The sequence below is a fragment of the Fibrobacter sp. genome, assembly GCA_024398965.1.
Classification (GTDB): Bacteria; Fibrobacterota; Fibrobacteria; order Fibrobacterales; family Fibrobacteraceae; genus Fibrobacter.
Window position 1 is genome coordinate 39801 of the sequence record JAKSIF010000007.1, and the last position, 18124, is coordinate 57924.

The 18124-nt window shown below is 49.5% G+C and carries 17 protein-coding genes and 1 tRNA gene; 6 read left to right on the forward strand and 12 right to left on the reverse strand.

What is annotated here, in order from left to right; translation table 11 throughout:
- Positions 1 to 9: 9 nt before the first annotated feature.
- From MJZ26_04895 to MJZ26_04910, 4 genes are read right to left on the reverse strand one after another with little or no spacing between them, the layout of a single operon-like run.
- On the reverse strand, positions 10 to 513 hold the full coding sequence (locus MJZ26_04895; protein MCQ2105113.1) for a hypothetical protein: 504 nt from the start codon (positions 511 to 513) through the stop codon (positions 10 to 12).
- A gap of 41 nt (positions 514 to 554) precedes the next feature.
- Positions 555 to 953 (reverse strand): ATP-binding protein, encoded by a 399-nt coding sequence (locus tag MJZ26_04900; GenBank protein MCQ2105114.1) that lies wholly within the window; start codon positions 951 to 953, stop codon positions 555 to 557.
- A 1-nt stretch (position 954) separates the two neighbouring features.
- Entirely contained in the window at positions 955 to 2679 is a 1725-nt protein-coding gene (locus MJZ26_04905) for a serine/threonine-protein phosphatase (GenBank protein MCQ2105115.1), read from the reverse strand.
- A gap of 12 nt (positions 2680 to 2691) precedes the next feature.
- The gene (locus MJZ26_04910; protein MCQ2105116.1) at positions 2692 to 2988 is read right to left on the reverse strand and encodes an STAS domain-containing protein; all 297 of its coding nucleotides are present in this window, start codon (positions 2986 to 2988) and stop codon (positions 2692 to 2694) included.
- A 147-nt stretch (positions 2989 to 3135) separates the two neighbouring features.
- Here MJZ26_04910 and MJZ26_04915 point away from each other — a divergent pair, with 147 nt between their 5' ends.
- From MJZ26_04915 to MJZ26_04935, 5 genes are all read left to right on the forward strand, one after another.
- Positions 3136 to 4908, forward strand: coding sequence for an ATP-binding protein (locus MJZ26_04915; GenBank protein MCQ2105117.1), 1773 nt, complete (start codon positions 3136 to 3138; stop codon positions 4906 to 4908).
- Positions 4909 to 5189: 281 nt separating this feature from the next.
- Positions 5190 to 6761: a 2-isopropylmalate synthase gene (locus MJZ26_04920; protein ID MCQ2105118.1), complete on the forward strand. Its 1572-nt coding sequence runs from the start codon at positions 5190 to 5192 to the stop codon at positions 6759 to 6761.
- A gap of 166 nt (positions 6762 to 6927) precedes the next feature.
- Complete coding sequence (locus MJZ26_04925) at positions 6928 to 7185, forward strand: hypothetical protein (GenBank protein MCQ2105119.1); 258 nt, start codon at positions 6928 to 6930, stop codon at positions 7183 to 7185.
- A gap of 2 nt (positions 7186 to 7187) precedes the next feature.
- Complete coding sequence (locus tag MJZ26_04930) at positions 7188 to 8606, forward strand: pyridoxal phosphate-dependent aminotransferase (GenBank protein ID MCQ2105120.1); 1419 nt, start codon at positions 7188 to 7190, stop codon at positions 8604 to 8606.
- Between the two features lie 21 nt (positions 8607 to 8627).
- Positions 8628 to 8921 (forward strand): hypothetical protein, encoded by a 294-nt coding sequence (locus MJZ26_04935; GenBank protein ID MCQ2105121.1) that lies wholly within the window; start codon positions 8628 to 8630, stop codon positions 8919 to 8921.
- Position 8922: 1 nt separating this feature from the next.
- Here the strand turns inward: MJZ26_04935 and mqnE are convergent, their stop codons facing one another.
- Positions 8923 to 9960, reverse strand: coding sequence for an aminofutalosine synthase MqnE (mqnE, locus tag MJZ26_04940; GenBank protein MCQ2105122.1), 1038 nt, complete (start codon positions 9958 to 9960; stop codon positions 8923 to 8925).
- A gap of 126 nt (positions 9961 to 10086) precedes the next feature.
- On the opposite strand from mqnE, the gene MJZ26_04945 reads away from it, so the two are divergent.
- Positions 10087 to 11652 carry a FecR family protein gene (locus MJZ26_04945; GenBank protein ID MCQ2105123.1) on the forward strand — a complete coding sequence of 522 codons (1566 nt, stop codon included), beginning with the start codon at positions 10087 to 10089 and terminating at the stop codon, positions 11650 to 11652.
- Positions 11653 to 11753: 101 nt separating this feature from the next.
- Here the strand turns inward: MJZ26_04945 and MJZ26_04950 are convergent, their stop codons facing one another.
- The 7 genes from MJZ26_04950 to MJZ26_04980 form a co-directional block, all read right to left on the reverse strand.
- Positions 11754 to 12284, reverse strand: coding sequence for an LPP20 family lipoprotein (locus MJZ26_04950; protein MCQ2105124.1), 531 nt, complete (start codon positions 12282 to 12284; stop codon positions 11754 to 11756).
- 193 nt (positions 12285 to 12477) lie between these two features.
- Positions 12478 to 12551, reverse strand: a tRNA-Met gene (locus tag MJZ26_04955).
- Positions 12552 to 12637: 86 nt separating this feature from the next.
- The gene (gene pgsA / locus MJZ26_04960) at positions 12638 to 13831 is read right to left on the reverse strand and encodes a CDP-diacylglycerol--glycerol-3-phosphate 3-phosphatidyltransferase (protein ID MCQ2105125.1); all 1194 of its coding nucleotides are present in this window, start codon (positions 13829 to 13831) and stop codon (positions 12638 to 12640) included.
- A 29-nt stretch (positions 13832 to 13860) separates the two neighbouring features.
- Entirely contained in the window at positions 13861 to 15510 is a 1650-nt protein-coding gene (recN, locus tag MJZ26_04965) for a DNA repair protein RecN (GenBank protein ID MCQ2105126.1), read from the reverse strand.
- Positions 15511 to 15613: 103 nt separating this feature from the next.
- Entirely contained in the window at positions 15614 to 16360 is a 747-nt protein-coding gene (trmB, locus tag MJZ26_04970) for a tRNA (guanosine(46)-N7)-methyltransferase TrmB (GenBank protein ID MCQ2105127.1), read from the reverse strand.
- Between the two features lie 40 nt (positions 16361 to 16400).
- Positions 16401 to 17312, reverse strand: a complete 912-nt coding sequence (locus tag MJZ26_04975; protein MCQ2105128.1) for an MBL fold metallo-hydrolase — start codon at positions 17310 to 17312, stop codon at positions 16401 to 16403.
- A gap of 97 nt (positions 17313 to 17409) precedes the next feature.
- Positions 17410 to 17997: a hypothetical protein gene (locus MJZ26_04980; protein MCQ2105129.1), complete on the reverse strand. Its 588-nt coding sequence runs from the start codon at positions 17995 to 17997 to the stop codon at positions 17410 to 17412.
- Between the last annotated feature and the right edge of the window lie 127 nt (positions 17998 to 18124).

Below are 18124 nucleotides of genomic sequence, written 5' to 3' on the forward strand. Positions count from 1 at the left end.
GATAAAAAATTAGGCCAAGTCCTTGAACAGATTCAGCATGGCCTTGGCCGCGTCGGACTTTAAGAAATCCTGTTCCAAGTCGGCGAATTTCTCGTTCCAGAACTTGGTTCTTTCACTAATGATTTTGGAACCAATCCTGTATGCCCACAGGTCACAATCTTCGTCAACCACCTCGTAGTCGGAACCGCCATTAAAGACGTTGGCAACACCGTAGGCTTCGTGGTCCTTGCAAAGTAGGACTGTGCATCCGAAAATGACGGACAGGTTTAGGCAGGCCTGTTCCAGTTGAGCGCAGTCGATGTCAGTGCTTTTCATGGAGAACATGACCATGACCTTTTGGGGTTCTCCCTGGTCGTCCAAATCGCAGGGCGTGAAATTTATCTTGAGTCCAAGTTCGCCAAAATCCTGTTCCACCCAGGATATCTTTGATGCGAAACTTTGAAAAACGTCCGGATTTGCCACTTGGTTAAGTTCCGGAAAAATTCGCCCGCTGATGGTAAATTCGTGTTCCATGTTTTTTAATATAGAAAAGCCCCCAGTGGGAAGGGGCGGCCTTAGGCTATGGAAATCTTGATGATCACTTCGTTTTTATTGCCCTGCCTTTCGTAGGCTGTGGAGCTTGCCATCTTCTTTACCATGAAAATGCCTAGGCCTCCGGCTTCACGGTCTTCCAAGGCGGCTGTAACATCGGGTTCCTGGACTTCTGTAAAGGGGTCAAATGGCTTTCCGTCGTCAATAAAGGTCAGCGATATTTCTGTATCGCTGATTTCGCATTCGATTTCCAAATTGGAGGCGTCGCTGTAGAAAACCACGTTGCTGACGATTTCGTCGGAGCAAACTGCCAGCTTGGAGGAAATCTTCATGCTGATTCCCTGGGACTTGCTCCAGATGGTAATGAAATCCTGGACTTCAGTCAGGCAATCCTTGGAAACGTTGAAGGATCTTGATTTCACGTCATTTCTCCTTCAAGCTGAATGCCAGCATGGAAATATCGTCAAATTGCGGGGCGCCTTCTGCATGGCCTTGAACCGCCTTGAGCATGGAATTGCAGAGGCCAAGCATGGATTCGTTCCTGTGCTTGTTCAAGGCCGCAATCATCTGGTCGTTGCCGAAGGGTTCCTTGTTACTGTTCATGGCTTCAGGAATGCCGTCGGTGTAGACGAAGATGGTGTCGCCGCGTTCCAGCTTTACGTCAAAGTTCTCGTACTTCATGCCTTCCATTCCGCCGAGAACAAAACAGCTCTTGATTTTCTTTAGGGAGAAAAGCTCACCCTTCCGCATGACAGCGGGAGGCTCGTGGCCGGCATTGCTGAACTGGAAATCGCCTGTATCCAGGTCAAGAATGCCGCAGAAACAGCTGACGAACATGTCTAGGGGATTGCTGGCACAAAGCTCGTCGTTGGTGCGGGCCATGGCTTCTGCCGGAGAATAACCGCGCATCAGGTTATGCCGCAGGATAATCTTGGAAAGCATCATGAACAGGGCGGCGGGAACGCCCTTGCCAGAAACGTCTGCAATTACAAGGGCTATGTGGCTTGCGTCCAACATGAAAAAGTCGTAGAAGTCGCCGCCCACTTCCTTTGCCGGGATCATGACTGCGTGCAAGTCCAGGTTCTTGAAATTTTCCAGCTTAGGTAGGGTTGATTCCTGGATGGTGGTGGCGATGGCAAGCTCTGTATGGCTCTTCTGCTGTTCGCGTTGGGTCTCAGTCAGGTTCTTTACGTAAGAATCCAGTTCCTTGGACAGATTCCTGAAGGAATTGGCAAGGTCTCCCACTTCGGATGTAAAGTAGATGTACTTGCCGCACTTGTCGACGATGGAAGAAATCTTAGCCTCGATATCGCTGTCGTCGCCAATGACCTTTCCGATGGAACTCATCTTTTCCAGTGGCTTCGTGACAGTAAGCTCGATGTACAAAAGGAATGCCAGGGAGGTCCATACGGCGAGATTCATGGAAATAGCTGCGCCATAATACACAAGGTTCCAAAGATACAGAGGGTCTACCTTGAATCTGAAGGTGAACAGGTCGTAGCAAATCCAGGCCACGGCAACGCTAACTGCGATACTTGCCAGCAGGAAAAAGAGAAGGAACTTTTCGTTGAGGGAGAAGGAGAAAATATTCTCGATACCGCTGAATTTTTTCTTTAGGCAAAGCTGATGCTTCAGCGAACAGAGCATCATAACTGGGATGACTGTTGCTAGGGAAGTGTTCAGCTGATTGAAGAAGTAGTTGGTCCAGAGGGCTGGGGAAATATGGTCTACATTGAAAAAAATCAGCAGGAACGATGCCGTCGCATTGAATCCTGAAGAAACAATGATGACAAAAAGAAGCTGGACAACCTTGAATACAGTGTTGAGCTTGTACTTGTTTTCGTCCTTCCGTCGCAAAAAATTCCAGGCCAAGGCAGGCAGGAGTCCGTAAACAATCTGAAGGAAAAATCCCGGAATGTATATGGTCGGCGCGTATTTTAAAGTAATGTCTGCTGCCAGGTTTGCAACAGCGCAGCCGATAGCTCCTGGAAGGCCGAACATCAAGGTGAAAAGGAAGGGGAGTGAAGCGGTAAAGCTTACTTCAGTGAATTCCGATATCTTGAGGAAAACTCGGCAAGGCACACCGATGGCATAAAAGACCAGCCCGCAGACTAGAACGATAAGTATGCTAAGTAGTGCCTTTTTCATCAGGTTGCCTTACTAGACGATGGTCAGGATGTTGTTGAATCCGGTCAATTCAAAGACTTCCTTGACGGCTTCATTTACATTGCAGATAACCATCTGGCCTTTGGAAAGCATCTTCTTTTGTGCCTTGAGAAGAACTCGAAGACCGGAACTGGAAATGTATTCCACTTTTGAAAAATCAATTTCAAGGTTCTTTGTTGCAGAAACTGCTTCTTCCACTGCGGCTTCGAAGGTGGGGGCGTTTGCGGTGTCAATCATTCCTTCGGGGAGCAGGGTGTATTTTTCTTCGCCAGGTCTTTTGGTAATGTTCATATTTCCTTCGGTGGATTTTTCGTAATAATTGCCAATTACGTATTCATTACAAATATATTAAAAGCATGGTTGTTTCTTGAAATGGTTAGATAGGAAACTAGGGATATTTTTTTATAATTGAGTCTCGAAAAATATTCTTCTTGACTTATGCAAATTACCAATGGTTATATCGTAAACAAGGCCTTCGGCACGTTTCTTCTGGCTTCTATTCTTACAGGACTTGCCAAGCAGTTGCGTGTCATTGCCGATAGCGTGATTGTCAGCAACTTTGTGGATCCCAACGCGCTTTCTGCAATCAACCTGTACTATCCATTGGATACCCTGTTTATTGCGATTATTCTGGCCATTGCCTTTGGCTCAAGCATTCGTGCAGCCGTGGAACTTGGAAAACAGAATATCCGGATGGTCTCGGAATATTTTTCTGCGGCCCTTCTGGTGGCGTTGCCATTTATGGCCCTTCTGGTTGGCCTCTGCTACCTGTTCTTCCCTCAGCTGATAAATCTGCTTGCAGATGCCAGCGAACCTTTGCTGTGTCAGCTTACAGGGGATTATGCCTTTGTAATGCTGCTGAATTTTGTGCCCTTTACTTTCATCTATCTGTTGCAGGTCTTTGTCAGTGTCGATGGTCGTCCCGGTCTTGTGACCGTATCCATTGCGGTAAGCCTGATTCTCAATGTGCTGCTGGACCTGTTGCTTACCTGTGTTTTCCCCCTGGGAATTGCAGGGGCTGCCTGGGGTACGGTTCTTAGCAATTTGGCCAGCCTAACTGTGCTTCTGCCTTACGTTTTGAAAGGTAAAAGTTCCTTCAAGTTTGTTATACCCAAGAAACCTTTTTCCTTGGTTGGAAATGCCTTGAAGCAGGGGCTTCCCGTTGGCACAGGAGATATTCTGTTGGCGGTTCTGGTATTCGTCCTGAACCAGATGGTACTAGACTATCAGGGACCCAGCGGCGCCTACCTCTTTGCCATCATGATGCAACTGGTATTCTTTGGTGGCAACCTGTTGGAAGGTGTAAACGACCTGAACAATTCCATTGGCGGAGTGCTTCTTGGAGAACGAGACTATTCCGGGTTGAGAATTCTTATTCACCGTAGCTGCACCGTGGTGCTGGTCTTTGGCGTTGCCCTAACGGCCCTTACCATGCTGTGGCCTGAAGGAGTGGTAAAGTTGTTTGGCGATGCAGAAAGTGTCGCTGCGGCGGGTTACGCATCCGACTTAAGGATCATTGGCTTGTTCATTGTTCCTTACCTGCTTTTCATCTTCAATACCGATGTCCATATCCTTGTGAAGAAGGAACTTCTTTCCTCTATTTTCCTGGTCCTACAGTTTGTGCTGATGATTTCTGTGCCTTGGCTTTTCGTAAAGTGGGCTGGGGATTATTTCTGGTGGAGTTTCCCGGTCTTGACTGCAGTACTTTTATTGCTCCAATTGACTGTGGCTTTTACCCTTCACTTTAGAACCCGTTCCCTTTCCACAGTGTGCTTGCTCCCGTTGCTTCCCGACGAAGTGGGCGTGAATTTCTCTATGAAGTATACCGAGGAATCTGTTCAGGAAAATCTTGGTAAGATGAGAAAGTTCCTGGGAATCTGTGAGTTGAAATCCAGCGAAGAGAATCGTATCATGCTGTGCTGTGAGGAACTTGCCTACAACATCTTCAAGTATAGCGCCGACAAGGATGAAAATCATTTCTTTGATATTCGCATAACAGATCTTGAGAAAACCATTGAAGTGCGAATCAAGGATGCGGGTCGCCCCTTTGATCCAATCAGCTATGCTGAAAAGAGGGCGGAGCTGTCTGTTACCGAAGGGGAAAACGTTCAATTGGGCTTGCAGCTGGTCAACAAACTCTGCAATCATAAGAGCTACAAGTACATGTTTGGCTTGAATGTGACTGTACTTTCCTTCGACGTACGAAAATAAAGGCATTTGAAGAACCTCTTGCCATTATCGACAAAACTTTATATATTCCAAGGCATGAAAAAGATTCTAGACCTACGACTTCTACTTTGCATCGCTCTTTGTGATACCGAGGCGAGGTTCTAGGTTGTTGAATCAATAAACGCTTTCAAGAATTTTTATTGAATTTGAACACGAAAAAGCCCGCTTCCATAACGATGCGGGTTCTTTTTTTATGGTCATTTTTTTATCTTTGATGCGTAAAATTAAGGCTTGCGGCGTGTGGATGCCGGCAGGAGATAAAAATGAACTGTATGATGGATTGTGCCGACCAGGCAAGAAAACCGTTCTTTTATGACGTCACTCTGCGTGACGGTAACCAGGCTTTGCCCAAGCCCTGGAACAATGCCCAGAAGAAGGATGTTTACCTCCAGTTGTTGAAGCTGGGTGTGCAGGGTGCCGAAGTGGGTTTCCCTGCGTCTTCTGAAATGGATTTTGAATCTGTAAAGGAACTGGCTCAACTTACTGCCGAAATGGCTGCCGCTGGCGACGAAACTGCCCAGAAGATTGTGGTTTCCGGTTTGGCCCGTTGCGTTCCCAGCGACATTCAGCGTTGCTGGGAAGCCGTCCAGTATGCTCCGCACCCCCGTATCCATACCTTCCTGGCTACTAGCCCCCTCTCCATGGAACATGTGCTCCACATGACTCCGGAACAGGTGAAGGCTCGCGCCGTAGATTGCGTAAAGCTTGCCAAGTCCCTGGTGGGCGACAAGGGTGACGTTGAATTCAGCTGCGAACATTTTGGCGACTGCCTGGAGAACATGGACTTCGTCATTGAAGTTTTGAAGGCCGTGGTGGAAGCCGGTGCAACTACCTTGAACCTGCCCAACACCGTGGAACGTTACCGCCCCATGCTGTACATCAGCCAGATCAAGCAGGTGTACGATGCCATGCCCAAGAATGTGACCATCTCTGTTCACTGCCATAATGACCTGGGTATGGCCACCGCCGCTACCGTCGAAAGCTTCTTCGTGGGTGCAACCCAGCTGGAAGTTGCCTTGAACGGCCTTGGCGAACGTTGCGGCAATACCAACTTCTATGAAGTGGCCCTGGGCCTGCACAACTCCGGCGTGGACACTGGCCTGCACCTGGACAAGATTTACGAAACTGCCATCTTGATTTCCCAGTGGTCCGGCGTTAGCATTTATACCCGCGCCCCGCTCATTGGTGCCGAAGCGATCGTTCACCGTAGCGGTATCCATCAGGATGGCGCTTCCAAGACCAAGGACATGAAGAAGGGAGCATACCGCCCCATCGACTACTCCATCATTGGCCGTAACCAGAACGATTCCCTCAGCTTTACCAGCCAGAGTGGTCGTACCGCCGTGTACGAAATCATCACCAAGTTCGGCTACAAGCTGAGCCTGGCCGAAGCCGCCGAATTGCAGCCCATCCTCAAGAGCTACAGCGAAAAGGAAGGCGAAATGAGCGCCGAACGCGTTCTGGACGTGTTCCGCGAACAGCGCGTGAATGTGAACGGCCGCCTGATTTTCAACAACGTCGAAGTGATTCCCGACGAAGGCCGCTTTATCTTCCACTTCAAGAAGGACGGCGAAGCCCTGGTCAAGTCCGTGACCGCCGAAGGTCCTATTGAAGCTGGCCTCATCCTCATGCGCGAAATCGGCATGCCGGTGGAACTGGTGAAGTATCGCCAGGTTGTGGTTCCCGAAAAGGATAAGCTGTGGGCCGGTCGCGGTCTCAGCCGTATCGTGCTGAAGGCTAACGGCAAGGAAGTGGAAGGCCGCGGTGTTTCTAGCGATACCCTCAAGGCCAACATGCGCGCCCTCTTTGGCGGCGTGAACTTGCTGTATAAATAGGATAAAGGTTAAAGGATAAAGAAATTTCTTTCCGCTTTACGCTAATATTATGGAACTAACCAGCAGACTAACTCGTCCTTTCAAGAGGCACAAGGAATCGTTGATCGGTAAGGTCAATGGTTTTGTTGACCCTATAAAAAAGTCGTTAGCTGATCTGCGTGGTAAGATGCCTAGTCCTAAGGGTTTCGCCGGTTCCGAGGATCTAGCCTCAGAGGAATCCGCCGAGAATGGAAAGATTGCTCCAAAGGCGGAAAATCCCATAAAGCTTGGGCTGTTGACTCGTCTCAAGAACTTCAAGAATTCCTTGAAGGAAATGAGCGATTTCCAGAAGTTGATTCTGTTGACCATTGCCATTTGCTTGCCTGCCGGAATTCTGATCTCCACTATTCTTGTGGGTGTCATCAAGAAGCATAAGAAGATGTAATCTTGCTCCATTACGAGGAACGCAGTCACGTGGCAATCCAGGGCATAAAGCTGTCTAAGAGACTTCCGAAGGACTTGACCCCAAGTCCTTTTTTTGAGGAACTGGAAAAGGCGAAAGCTGAGGTTGCCGCAGAATGCGTAAGCGGGAACGTCGCACCTCTTATCGACATGACCGTCAGTTCGCCTGTTCGTGTAGGGTTGCCTGTGGAGTTGGACTCCGCGGTAGAAGAAGCCCGCAAACAGTTTGGCCATTGGTCGCCGGACGCCTCCGGCTGGCGTGAAGCCCGCGAGGCTGTAGCTGCCTACTACAAGGAACGTGGGGGAGTGTTTACTCCCAACCAGGTCGTCGTTACGGCCAGTACCAGCGAAGCCTATTCCGTATTGTTCAAGACATTTTGCGATCCCGGTGACGTCATCTTGACGCCTATGCCAGGCTATCCGCTGCTGGATACGCTGGCTCAGCTGGAACATCTGGAATGCGCACCCTATTTCTTGAAACTGATCCGCGAGAAACCGCAACGAACGCTCTCGCAGTTGAAGGCTCAGGTTGAGTCTCGGGGATCGAAGGCTGCGCAGGTTTCTGTTTCGCAGGTTTCTGCTGCGCAGTTCCGCTTTGTGCTGGATACAGACAGTCTGCTTGCCGCTCCTGAAAAAGCCCGCATCCTGCTGCTAGTTTCGCCCCACAATCCCACAGGCCATATGGTCTCTCTTCAGGAATGGAACGAGGTGGTTCGCTTCTGCGAAGAAAACAACCTCGTGCTGGTGGTAGACGAAGTCTTTGGCGACTACGGCTTCAGTGACGAAGTCAAGCGCAGTTGGCAGTATTTGAGGCGCGAGGCCCGAGGCCCAAGGCCCGAGGCAAGCGGTACCTACGGTGCCGTTTCGGATTACTTCGACTGTGGCGGAAACGATCTGGTCTTTGCGCCCGTCGATGGCCCCAAGTGCCCTATCTTCTGGCTCAACGGATTAAGCAAGGCCGTAGGCGCTCCTCAGTTGAAGTTCGGCTGGATGGCCTTCTATGCTCCTCGCGAAAGATTCGAGGAAATTCGAGCAGCTCTTGAATTTGTAGAGGACGCTTACCTCAGCGCCAGTTCCTGTGCCCAGGCATTGGCAGCTCCGCTCCTGGCACAGTCAGCGCAGTACGAAAGCCAAGTTCGTGAACGCTTACTTGCCAACTGGGAAACCTTGCGCTCAGCATTCCCCGGCAAGTACTGCCCCAAGGTACTTGGAGGTTGGTACGCAGTCCTTCATCTTGGCGAAGACGACGAGGAACTGACTCTTCGTCTGCTTCGCGAAAAACATGTCCTGGTGCAGCCAGGTTTCTTCTTTGACTTTGACGAAGACGGCTGGGTTGTCATTAGCTTGTTGCAGGAGCCGCCGCTCTTTGCCGAAGCGGTGCAAAGAATGATTTCCATGGAATAAAATTTATAGAGGGGTTGGATAATGAAAAAATCAATTACAGTTATTTCGCTACTTTGCAGTATCAGTTTCGCTGACGTAATTGTCAATACCACTGGTTCTGAAGAAATGATGTCTCAGGATAATCCAATTGCAGAGAAATGCAATGTGGATGATACCTTTGTCGAATATGTTGAAGAATTTCTTCAGAAGAACGAAAAAATTCCTGTAGAGAGCCTTTGTCTTGACGCCAGCACATCTACAAAAGAGGAACGTCAGTGCAAGACCAACGTTCCTAAACAAATTAAATGTGTCGAAAAGGCCTTGGCCAAGAAATAGTCTAGCCGTAGACTTCGTACTTGGCGTCTCTTTCCACCGGTTCTAAACCTTCGTTCAAGATCAGCTCCTTCATTCGTGCAGGACTCATACCAACGGGCACCTTGGCTCCGGCGGCGTGGGTGATCTTTTCTTCGATGATGGTCCCGTCCAAATCGCTGGCACCGGAATGCAGTGCCTTCATGGCAGTCTCGATTCCCATCTGGATCCAGTAGGCCTTGATGTGGGGAAAGTTGTTCAAAAATAAACGGGCAACCGCAACCGTACGCAAAATATCTTCTTGCGATGTCATGTTGGGAACGATGCTGTGGAGTGCGTTGTGTTCCGGATGGTAGACCAGCGGGATGAACGCGAAGAATCCTGGAGCTTCGTCTTGCAGGTCGCGAAGCATTCGCATATGGGCAATTCTGTGTTCCGGCTTTTCGATATGGCCGAACAGCATGGTGGCGTTGGTGGGAATTCCAATCTTGTGGGCTGCACGGTGGACGTCCAGCCATTCCTCGCCGGTTTCCTTGCCCGGACAAATCTGGTCTCGAACGCTCTGTACCAGAATTTCAGCGCCGCCACCAGGAAGGGCGTCCAGGCCAGCCCCCTTCAGGGTTTCCATGATCTGGAGCGGCGTTTGGCCGGAAAGCTTGGCAAAGTGTGCAATTTCTACAGCGGTAAAAGCCTTCAGGTTTACCTTTGGAAATTCCTGGCGGAGCTTGCGAAGCATCTCGATGTAGTAGTCAAAGGGATGGTCCGGGTGAAGTCCACCTACGATGTGCAGTTCCCTGGCGCCTCCGTCGATGGCAAATGCGGCCTTGTCGCGGATGGTGGGGTAGTCCCAGTCGTAGGCTGTGGGTGAATCCTTCTTGATCTTGCTGAAGGCACAGAATTTACAATGCAGCACACAGACGTTTGTGTAGTTGATTTGGCGATTATTTACCCAAAAAACGGATTTTCCGTGTCGACGTTCTTTCTCTGCGTTAGCCATGGCACAAAGTTCGTTCAATGGCGCATTCAGGAACAAATCTAGGGCTTCTTTTTCTGTCAATCGCATGGTAAAATCGTGTAAAATAAAGGATTCAAATGATTGTTTTGATTTACAACGATATAATTTAGATAATGCTTGACGGAAAGGGTGTAATTTGTAGATTTAAGTCAAGAATTTCTCAATGGAGCGAACATGAAGTTTCAGTATTTGGCATTGTCGTTTGCGCTGCTTTCCTTGGTAGCCTGCAAGGACGATTCTGCAAAGGTGCAGGGCAAGCTTGCTGAAAAGCCCGTCTCTGGGACTACTGCTGAAAGAGTTTCCGTTGCAAAGAACTCCAAGCCTGTTAGTGTGGATACTTCGGCCGAAAGTTTGGCTATTCCTTCGGAAGAGGATCCTAGCCTGATTCGTGCTAAGGTCAGCAAGGTAGTGGGTGAAGGCGAAATTACCCGCGGATACGAATACGACTGGAAGCCGATTCGTCAAGGTCAGAAGGTTGTTGAAAACGACCACGTTCGCACGTCCGTTGAATCCGAAGTGACTATTACAGCTTTCGATGGCACCGTACTTTCCATTTTCGAAAATACCTCCGTCATCATTACGGCCGAACTCCTCGGTACATCCAACAAGATTTTCCGCATCAATATCGACAAGGGTAACATCCTTTTTGATGTTCAGAAACAGAAGAAAGATCAGTTTATCTTCAAGACCGGCAGTGCTACTGCATCCATCCGTGGTACCGCAGGATTTGTTGGTAATGTGAATGGCCAGATGGTCGCCTCCCTTAAGGAGGGTGAGGTTGAAGTTACTGGCGCCGATGGCAAGTCTGTGAACATTGTCCAGAACCAGACCATCCTGGTAGACGAAAAGGGCGGCAGCAAGAAACTGAACCTGGCCTCCTCCGGAACCAAGGCTTTGACTGCGGCTCTAAGTTCTATCGCTGCAAAGCCTGACGCAGCCAAGGATCTTGAACGAGCACTTTCGACTTTCGATAACGACTACTCGGTCCGTAAGCAAAAGTTTGAGAAGAACCTCAAGTTCCAGACCAAGGAACTGGAAAAGACTATCTATGAACCAGCAGTTACCTTGAGTGCCCAGACCAATCCTGGTGTGATTGTTACCGTTCTTGGCGAAACCGATACTGTGGGAACCGATGGAATTTACAATCGCACTTTCAGCTGGGACGCCAAGTCTGATGGAACAAAGCGTTTCTTGGCAATTTGTAGCGATGGCATGGTGGAAGTTCCTTGCCATATCTGGTCTACCAATTATGTAGATACCACAGCTGTCGTTGATACTGCTTCAACCGATTCCTCTGCTGCAGTCGAAGAGCCTAAGCAGGAAGTGGTAAAACCTCATGTAAAGATCGATGGCCCTCGAGTCGAGAAAATCCATCTTCCGCCTCCCTCTGTGAATTATTTCGGAAACTTCAAGTTCCGTCTTAAGGGAATCGAAGCCGCAGACCTCAAGAATGTTGCGTCTATTGAACTTCACCGCAGCGGATATGTTCTTGAAAAAATCCCTGTCGAAAACCTCGTCAATATGTCCTTTGAACGCCAGATTCAGCTGGAACGCAATAAGATCGTTTATCTCGACGTGGTTGTCACCATGAAAAATGGCGACGTTGTCCGAGCACGAAAGACCTATGAGGTATTCTGTTATACAGACAATCATGATGAATACGTCAAGGTTGATCCAGTCCTGACTGAAGAACAGGAATACGAAAAGGTCAAGAGCGAAGCCATTCTCGAAGAGGAATAACGTTTCCTTTGTAGGTGCAGTACCTCGGGTAGATTTGAGAATAAAAAAGAGTCCGTCAGTTAACCTGACGGACTTCTTTTTGTTAAAGCGGGAAAAGACTGTTACTTAACCTTTTCGTCGAGACGGTTGTACATCTTGTTGGCAGTAGCGCGAATCTTTTCAGCTTCGGCCTTCTTGCCTTGTTCTTCCAGCATCTTGATGAATTCTTCAACCAGGCTGGATTTGATGGTCATGATTCCGTAGACTTCATAGTGGCCGTCTTCGGTTGTTTCAATCTTGACTTCGGTCATGGTTGCACCGTTAAGAACGGTGTTCACGCGAGAGGCGGAAGTGCTCTGGAAGTGTTCTGCAATTTCTTCGTTGACATCTTCCTTGAAGTTTTCGGCAAGAGCCTTAACCTGGACGTCGATTTCCTTGGCCAGGTCTACACGAGCGTTCTGGTCTGCCTTTTCGTATGCAATCTGCTTGTCCTTGGAGTTGCCGATACCCATACCTGCGGGGGTTCCCTTATCCAGGTAGGAGTTCTTAATTTTCTGCATTTCGGTCATGGCGTCTACGGCCTTTTCCTGCGGAGTGCTGGCGCAACCGAACAGAAGTGCTGCCATAGCAGTCGTTGCGAGTAATTTCTTCATATAATCTCCCTATGGATATTTGTTCTCCATAAAAAATATGAAAAAAAATGTTAAAAAAGTTTACGTGAATGAAAAAAAAAGGGGACTTTGTCTTTGAAATGTGATTTTACCCGATTCTTGAAAAAGGGGGGGGGATAAATCCGATTTCGCGTAAAAAAGAAGAAGACACCTGCAAAGCAAGTGTCTTCTTTAGTAGCGGGGGCAGGACTTGAACGCTGCGACCTCCGGGTTATGAGCCCGACGAGCTACCAACTGCTCTACCCCGCGTCGATGTTGAGTCCATATATAGAAAACCCCCTCGATTTTGTCAAGGGGGTAGATGAAATTTATAAATGATGCAAAAACGGAATGGCCTAGACGAATTTCTTTAGAATATGCTTGCTGGAGACGAAATAGTCTATGCCGCTCAAAATTGTAATCGTGGTGATAACTCCCATAACAATCTTCGGGAAGATGTTCCAGATGTCGTTGAGCCCAGGAATCATTGCGCGAACCGGGTCAATGGCGCCAAGGAGAATCATGACAATGCCGATGCCCTGGAGTGCGGTTTTCCACTTGCCGCTGCGGCGGGCCGGCATAATCAGGCCTTCGCTTGCAGCCAGGGTGCGCAATGTTTCCACGCTGGATTCACGGAAGTAAATCAAGGCCACCATCCAAACGGGTGCGTATCCTGTTGCGATGAAGCACATGAAGATGGTCATGTTGGAAATCTTGTCGCTGAAGGGATCCAGATACTTGCCCAGGGTGCTAACTTCACCGAGCTTGCGTGCCAGGTAGCCATCCAGGAAGTCGGTCAGCATAAAGCCGAGAACCATGACCAGGGAGAGTGTCTTGAACACGATGCTGTTGTTGCTGTAATCCAGGTCGTTATCGTAGAAGAACACCCACAGGAAGAAGGGCGTCAGGACGATACGGCTCATGGTGAGCTGGCTTGCGATGGAAAGGGGCTTGCGGTGTGCGGGGTCGCGGTAGTACCAGTAGGCATAAGCCGCTGTGGCTGCAAGAATCAAAAGGATGGATGTGACCATGCTGATCTGCTGGTAGTCTTCCAGGTTCAGCAGGTAAATACCCATGGTTACGGTAACGGAAAGATTTGCCAGTTTGCCCCAGCGACGCTTGCGAGGCAGGGACTTTCCTTCGCGGAGGACTCCGAGAGAGAACAGTGTATGGGCGATAAGGCGGGCTAGGATTACAACGCATCCTACGCCGAGCAGCTTTTCTGCATTTTCGTTCTGGAGGAGGTCGCGAACAAAGATGCTTGTCATGACGACAAAGGAAAGGAACCCGTCGATGACATTGAGCCAAAGCCTGTAATAGGGCTTTTCGATTTCCTGGGCCCTGAGCTGATAGAGGTTGACCCAGCCCATGATCATGGCGATAACCACGAAGGCGCAGGCGGTCTTTGCCATGCCCTGCCAAATGAAGGCGATTACAGCCAAGAAGACCACGGCGCGGAGCACGCTCCATATGCGGGTGCGCAGTCTAACTTCCTCTTTTTTCTCTTCAGGAAGATTGACGATGTCTGTCAGGTTTGAATCTTCTGTCATTTTCTCTTCTCTAAAAACGTACTACAAATCTATAAGTTTTCTTGCAGCAATTGTTTGGCGTGTTCACGAATTGTATCGGAATCGCCGCCTAACATGCGGGAAATCTCCTGGAGGCGACCTTCGTAGTCCAGATCTACAACGCTGGTGAAGGTTCTTCCGTCAATTTCCTTCTTGCTGACCGCCAGCTGGTTCTGTGCGCGGCTGGCGACCTGGTGCAGGTGGGTGATGGTAAGCACCTGGTGGTGCTTGCCCAAGTTGCGGAGGGCAACGCCAATGCTGTTGCCGACTTCACCGCTGATGCCGGAGTCTACTTCGTCGAAGATCAGCAGGGGAACATGATCCAGGTCGGCCATGACGCTCTTGATGGCGAGCAGCACGCGGGAAAGTTCACCGCCGGAAACGGCCTTCTGTAGGCTCTTGCTGCCTTCGCCAGGGTTGGGGGCCAGCAGGAATTCGATGCGGTCGGCACCGATGGGGCCCAGGGCCTGAGTTTCAATGCTTGTGGTGAACTGTGCCTTGGGCATGCCCAAGGTGTGCAGGATTTCGCTTACGGAACTGTCGTAGCGGGCGGCGGCGGCGGTGCGGGCCGCAGTCAAGAGGCCTGCGATACGGGTGAGCTCTGCCTTGGCCTTGGCGCCTTGACGGTTCAGTTCTTCAAGGTCTGCGTCCAGATTTTCTAGGCTGGACAGTTCTTCGGCTCGCTGTTCTGTAAGTGCGATAAGTCCGGACACGTCGGTGCGGTACTTGCGCTTTAGCTTCTGGATTTGGGCAATGCGGGAATTGGCCTTGTCAATTTCGGCAGCGCTTACTGCAGAAGACGGGCTAAGACGCATTAAGTCCTTGCAGATACTTTCGAAGGGATCTGCCACTTCGATAAGGGCGTTCAGGTCTTCGTCGTAACTGGGAATCTTTGCTGCCAGGGAACGCATCTTTGCCTGCAGGTTTTGCACCTGGTCCAGGAGGCCGTTCTCGTTTCCAAGAAGCCCTTGGATGTCATCCAGGTAACGGCGTTCTGTTTCGACCTTGGATGCACTGCTGACTTTTTCTTCGAGGGCTTCCTCTTCGCCATCCTTCAGTGCAGCCTTGGAAAGTTCCTCGTACTGGAACTTTAGAAAATCTTTTTGTGCGGCAAGGTTCTTTGCCCGTTCCTCAGTTTCGGCAATCTTGCTCTGGATGCTGTTCCAAAGGGCCCACTGCTTACTGTATTCAGTAAGCAGTTCGCCGTTGCCTGCATAGTCGTCAAGCATCTTTGCATGGGTGCGTGTATCGCGGAGCAGCAACTGCTCGCTCTGCCCGTGCATCTGGATCAGTTCGTCGCCCAGCTTCTGCAGGTCTGGCAGGCTAACGACGGCGCCGTTGACACGGGCGCGGCCCTTACCGTTCTCCAGGACTTCTCTGCGGATGATCAGTTCGTCATCGCTGTCGATTTCTAGATCTTCGAGAATGCTCTTGACCTGAGGTTCCTTGCTAATGTCGAAAATGGCTTCTACAACAGCCTTGTCTGCTCCGGTACGCACCATGGATGCCTGGGACTTGTCGCCGCAAACGATACGTAGGGACTTGAGAAGAACAGACTTGCCCGCGCCGGTTTCGCCGGTGATGGCAGTAAAGCCCTCGCGGAAAGGAACTTCCGCCTGGGCAATCAAAGTAAAACCATTGATAGAAAGAGACTTTAGCATAGTGCAAAAAAACTACAAAAAAGCGAATGTCAAAAGTAGACAGAAAACAATGAGAAATGAAAGGTGAAAGATGAAAAATTTTTCATCCTTCATTTTTCATTCTTCATTTCTCAAATTCCACGATGCTTCTGTAGATGGGTCTTCCTTCCTTGCGGTACTTCTTTTCGAAACCGGTCATGATGCCTTCGGTGGGTTCTGCTGTATTGCGGACCAGTACCTTGCAGCCGGGGAAGTTGTCGAATACTTCCAGGGCAACTTCGTTGTATTCCTTGTGGTCGGTGCCCCAGTAGAAGATGCGCTTGCCGGGCTTAAGTACGCGGGCAACCTGTTCCAGGAAGTCCGGGCGGAGCAGACGGTTCTTGTGGTGGCGTTCCTTGGGCCACGGATCCGGGAAGTACATATGGAAAGCGTCTACGGTGTTGTCCTTGACGCAGTCGCGGAGGAAGTAGAATACGTCGCCACGAAGCATGCTGGCATTGTCCAGGACGCCGGCCTTGTTCATCTTGCGCTGGGCGAATGCTGCCCAGGTGTAGTCCCATTCGCTACCCATGATGTAGTAGTCGGGGTGCTTTGCCGCATAGTCTGTAATGAAGCTTCCCTTGCCGGAACCGATTTCCACTTCGATATGGTCGTTGTGGCTGGGGAACATGTCCTTCCAGTCAAAGTCCAACTTGTGGGGGAGTCCGTCGGGAGTGGCGATGGGCTTACGGTCACCATTGGTGCGGAATACGTAGTGCCACAGTGCCTTGAGATTTTCGTCTTCCTTGAGGTCGCGGAAAAATTCAGGAATGACAACTTCCTTTTCGACGACTTCTTCGTTTTCTACAGTTTCAATTTTTTCTTCGCTCATAATCTGTATTCACTCTTCATCTTTCATTTTTCATTCTTCATTACAAAAAGACCACCACTCTATCTTTGAACTTCTCGGGAATGCTTTTGGCGATGACATCCTTGATGTATTTCTCGGAATACTTCATGGAGAAATGGCTCAGGATGATCTTCTCACATTTCACTTCGTCGTCGAGTTCGTTGAGGGCCTTGACAATGTCATTGATATGGCTGTGCCCTTTCTTGACGCTCATGGATTCGTCTTCAGGAGACAGGAATGTACATTCCGTTATCAGCACCTTGGACTTGAAAACTCGGCTGTTGTCCAGCAGACTTTCGCCCATGCAGTCGCCCATGAAACTGACCAGCGGGTCGTAGACTTCGCGGGTTATCTCTACCTTGTTCTTGCGGAGCTCGATAAGTTCTGCAGGAGTCTTGTCCAGGAACTCGTCCTTCAATTTTTTCTTGTAGTGGTAGATTGTTCCGCCCATGCCGGGAATGGAATGTTTGACTTCGAAGGCTTCCAGGGCAAGGTCCTTGCGGTGTTCCAGAAAGAATACCTCTCCGGCGGAAACTGGACGGATATCGGGATAGCGGAACTTGTTCTCGGCAACGCCTTCGAACATGGCCTCGGCCTTGATCCAGGCTTTTGCGCTTTCGCAAATAAAGTCGGGCATGTAGTAGACGCTGTCTCGTTCCACGCCCATCATCTTGCGGAGGCTGTGGTGACGCATCAGGCAGCGACCATGGTCGCCGTGGGCATGTGTCAAGAATACGTGATTGATGGAGGTTGCAGAAAGGGGACATTCGCCCATGTCTACGCAAAAGTCTAACTCGGGCATCTGCATGTACGTAGCCAGCCCGGAGATTGAAAATCCGGAAACGGATGTGCAGGAAGCCTCGGTGTGGACTTGCTTTAGGGCGTTGTGGATGTACTTGTTTTCTGCAGCCATGACGATAATCTTTTTCGGCATCAAATGTAGAAAAAAAGACTGCTGGAATTTTATGTACAATAAAAAATGGAAGTGCGAGATGCACTTCCAAAAACTTAGGATGTGAAATCCGTTTAGACTACTTGGTCTTTGCGTTTTCGGCAACGAGACGGTCGAAGTCTCCGCAGGTCATAGCCTCGATATGGGTACCCATTGCGCGGCTACGGGTTCTGTCGTTACCCTTCTTTTCGGGGATACGGAAGCAGAAGTCGTACACATTGCCTTCGTCGGTGGGAATGCCCATCTTGAAGATTCGGATGCGAGCGCCGTTGTTGTAAATTTCGTGGTAATCGTAGGTGTTCTTGACCTTTTCAAGACGCTTGGCCTGGTTGAACTGGAGTTCCTCGGTGATAGGGCCATCCAGGTACAGCGGCAAGGAATTCTGGAAGCGAAGTTCCATCTTGTCGCCCGTTTTAACGATAGAGGTTTCGGCAGGCTTGATCAGGTATCTTTGCTGCGGAATGTTCTTATAGCCCTTGGAGTGGTTTACACGAACGCCGCACATGTCACGCATGTCGGGCTGTGCAACAAAGTCAATATCGCGGCAAATAGGGGGGAGGTTGGTCGGAACTTCCAGGTTTTCTGCAGAAATATTGCTGGAACCGGCGCATCCTGCCAAGAGAGATGTCAAAGCGAGACCGAAAAATAACACAAACTTTGTTTTCATGGCAACAAATATAATTTTATTATTTGGCTTTGTAATAATTTTCTTCCAATATTGATAAAAAGTTGCTTATTTTAGGACGGCCTTTCTTTATAGATTTGTAAACTTTCGTTTTCAAAGCGGTAGTTTT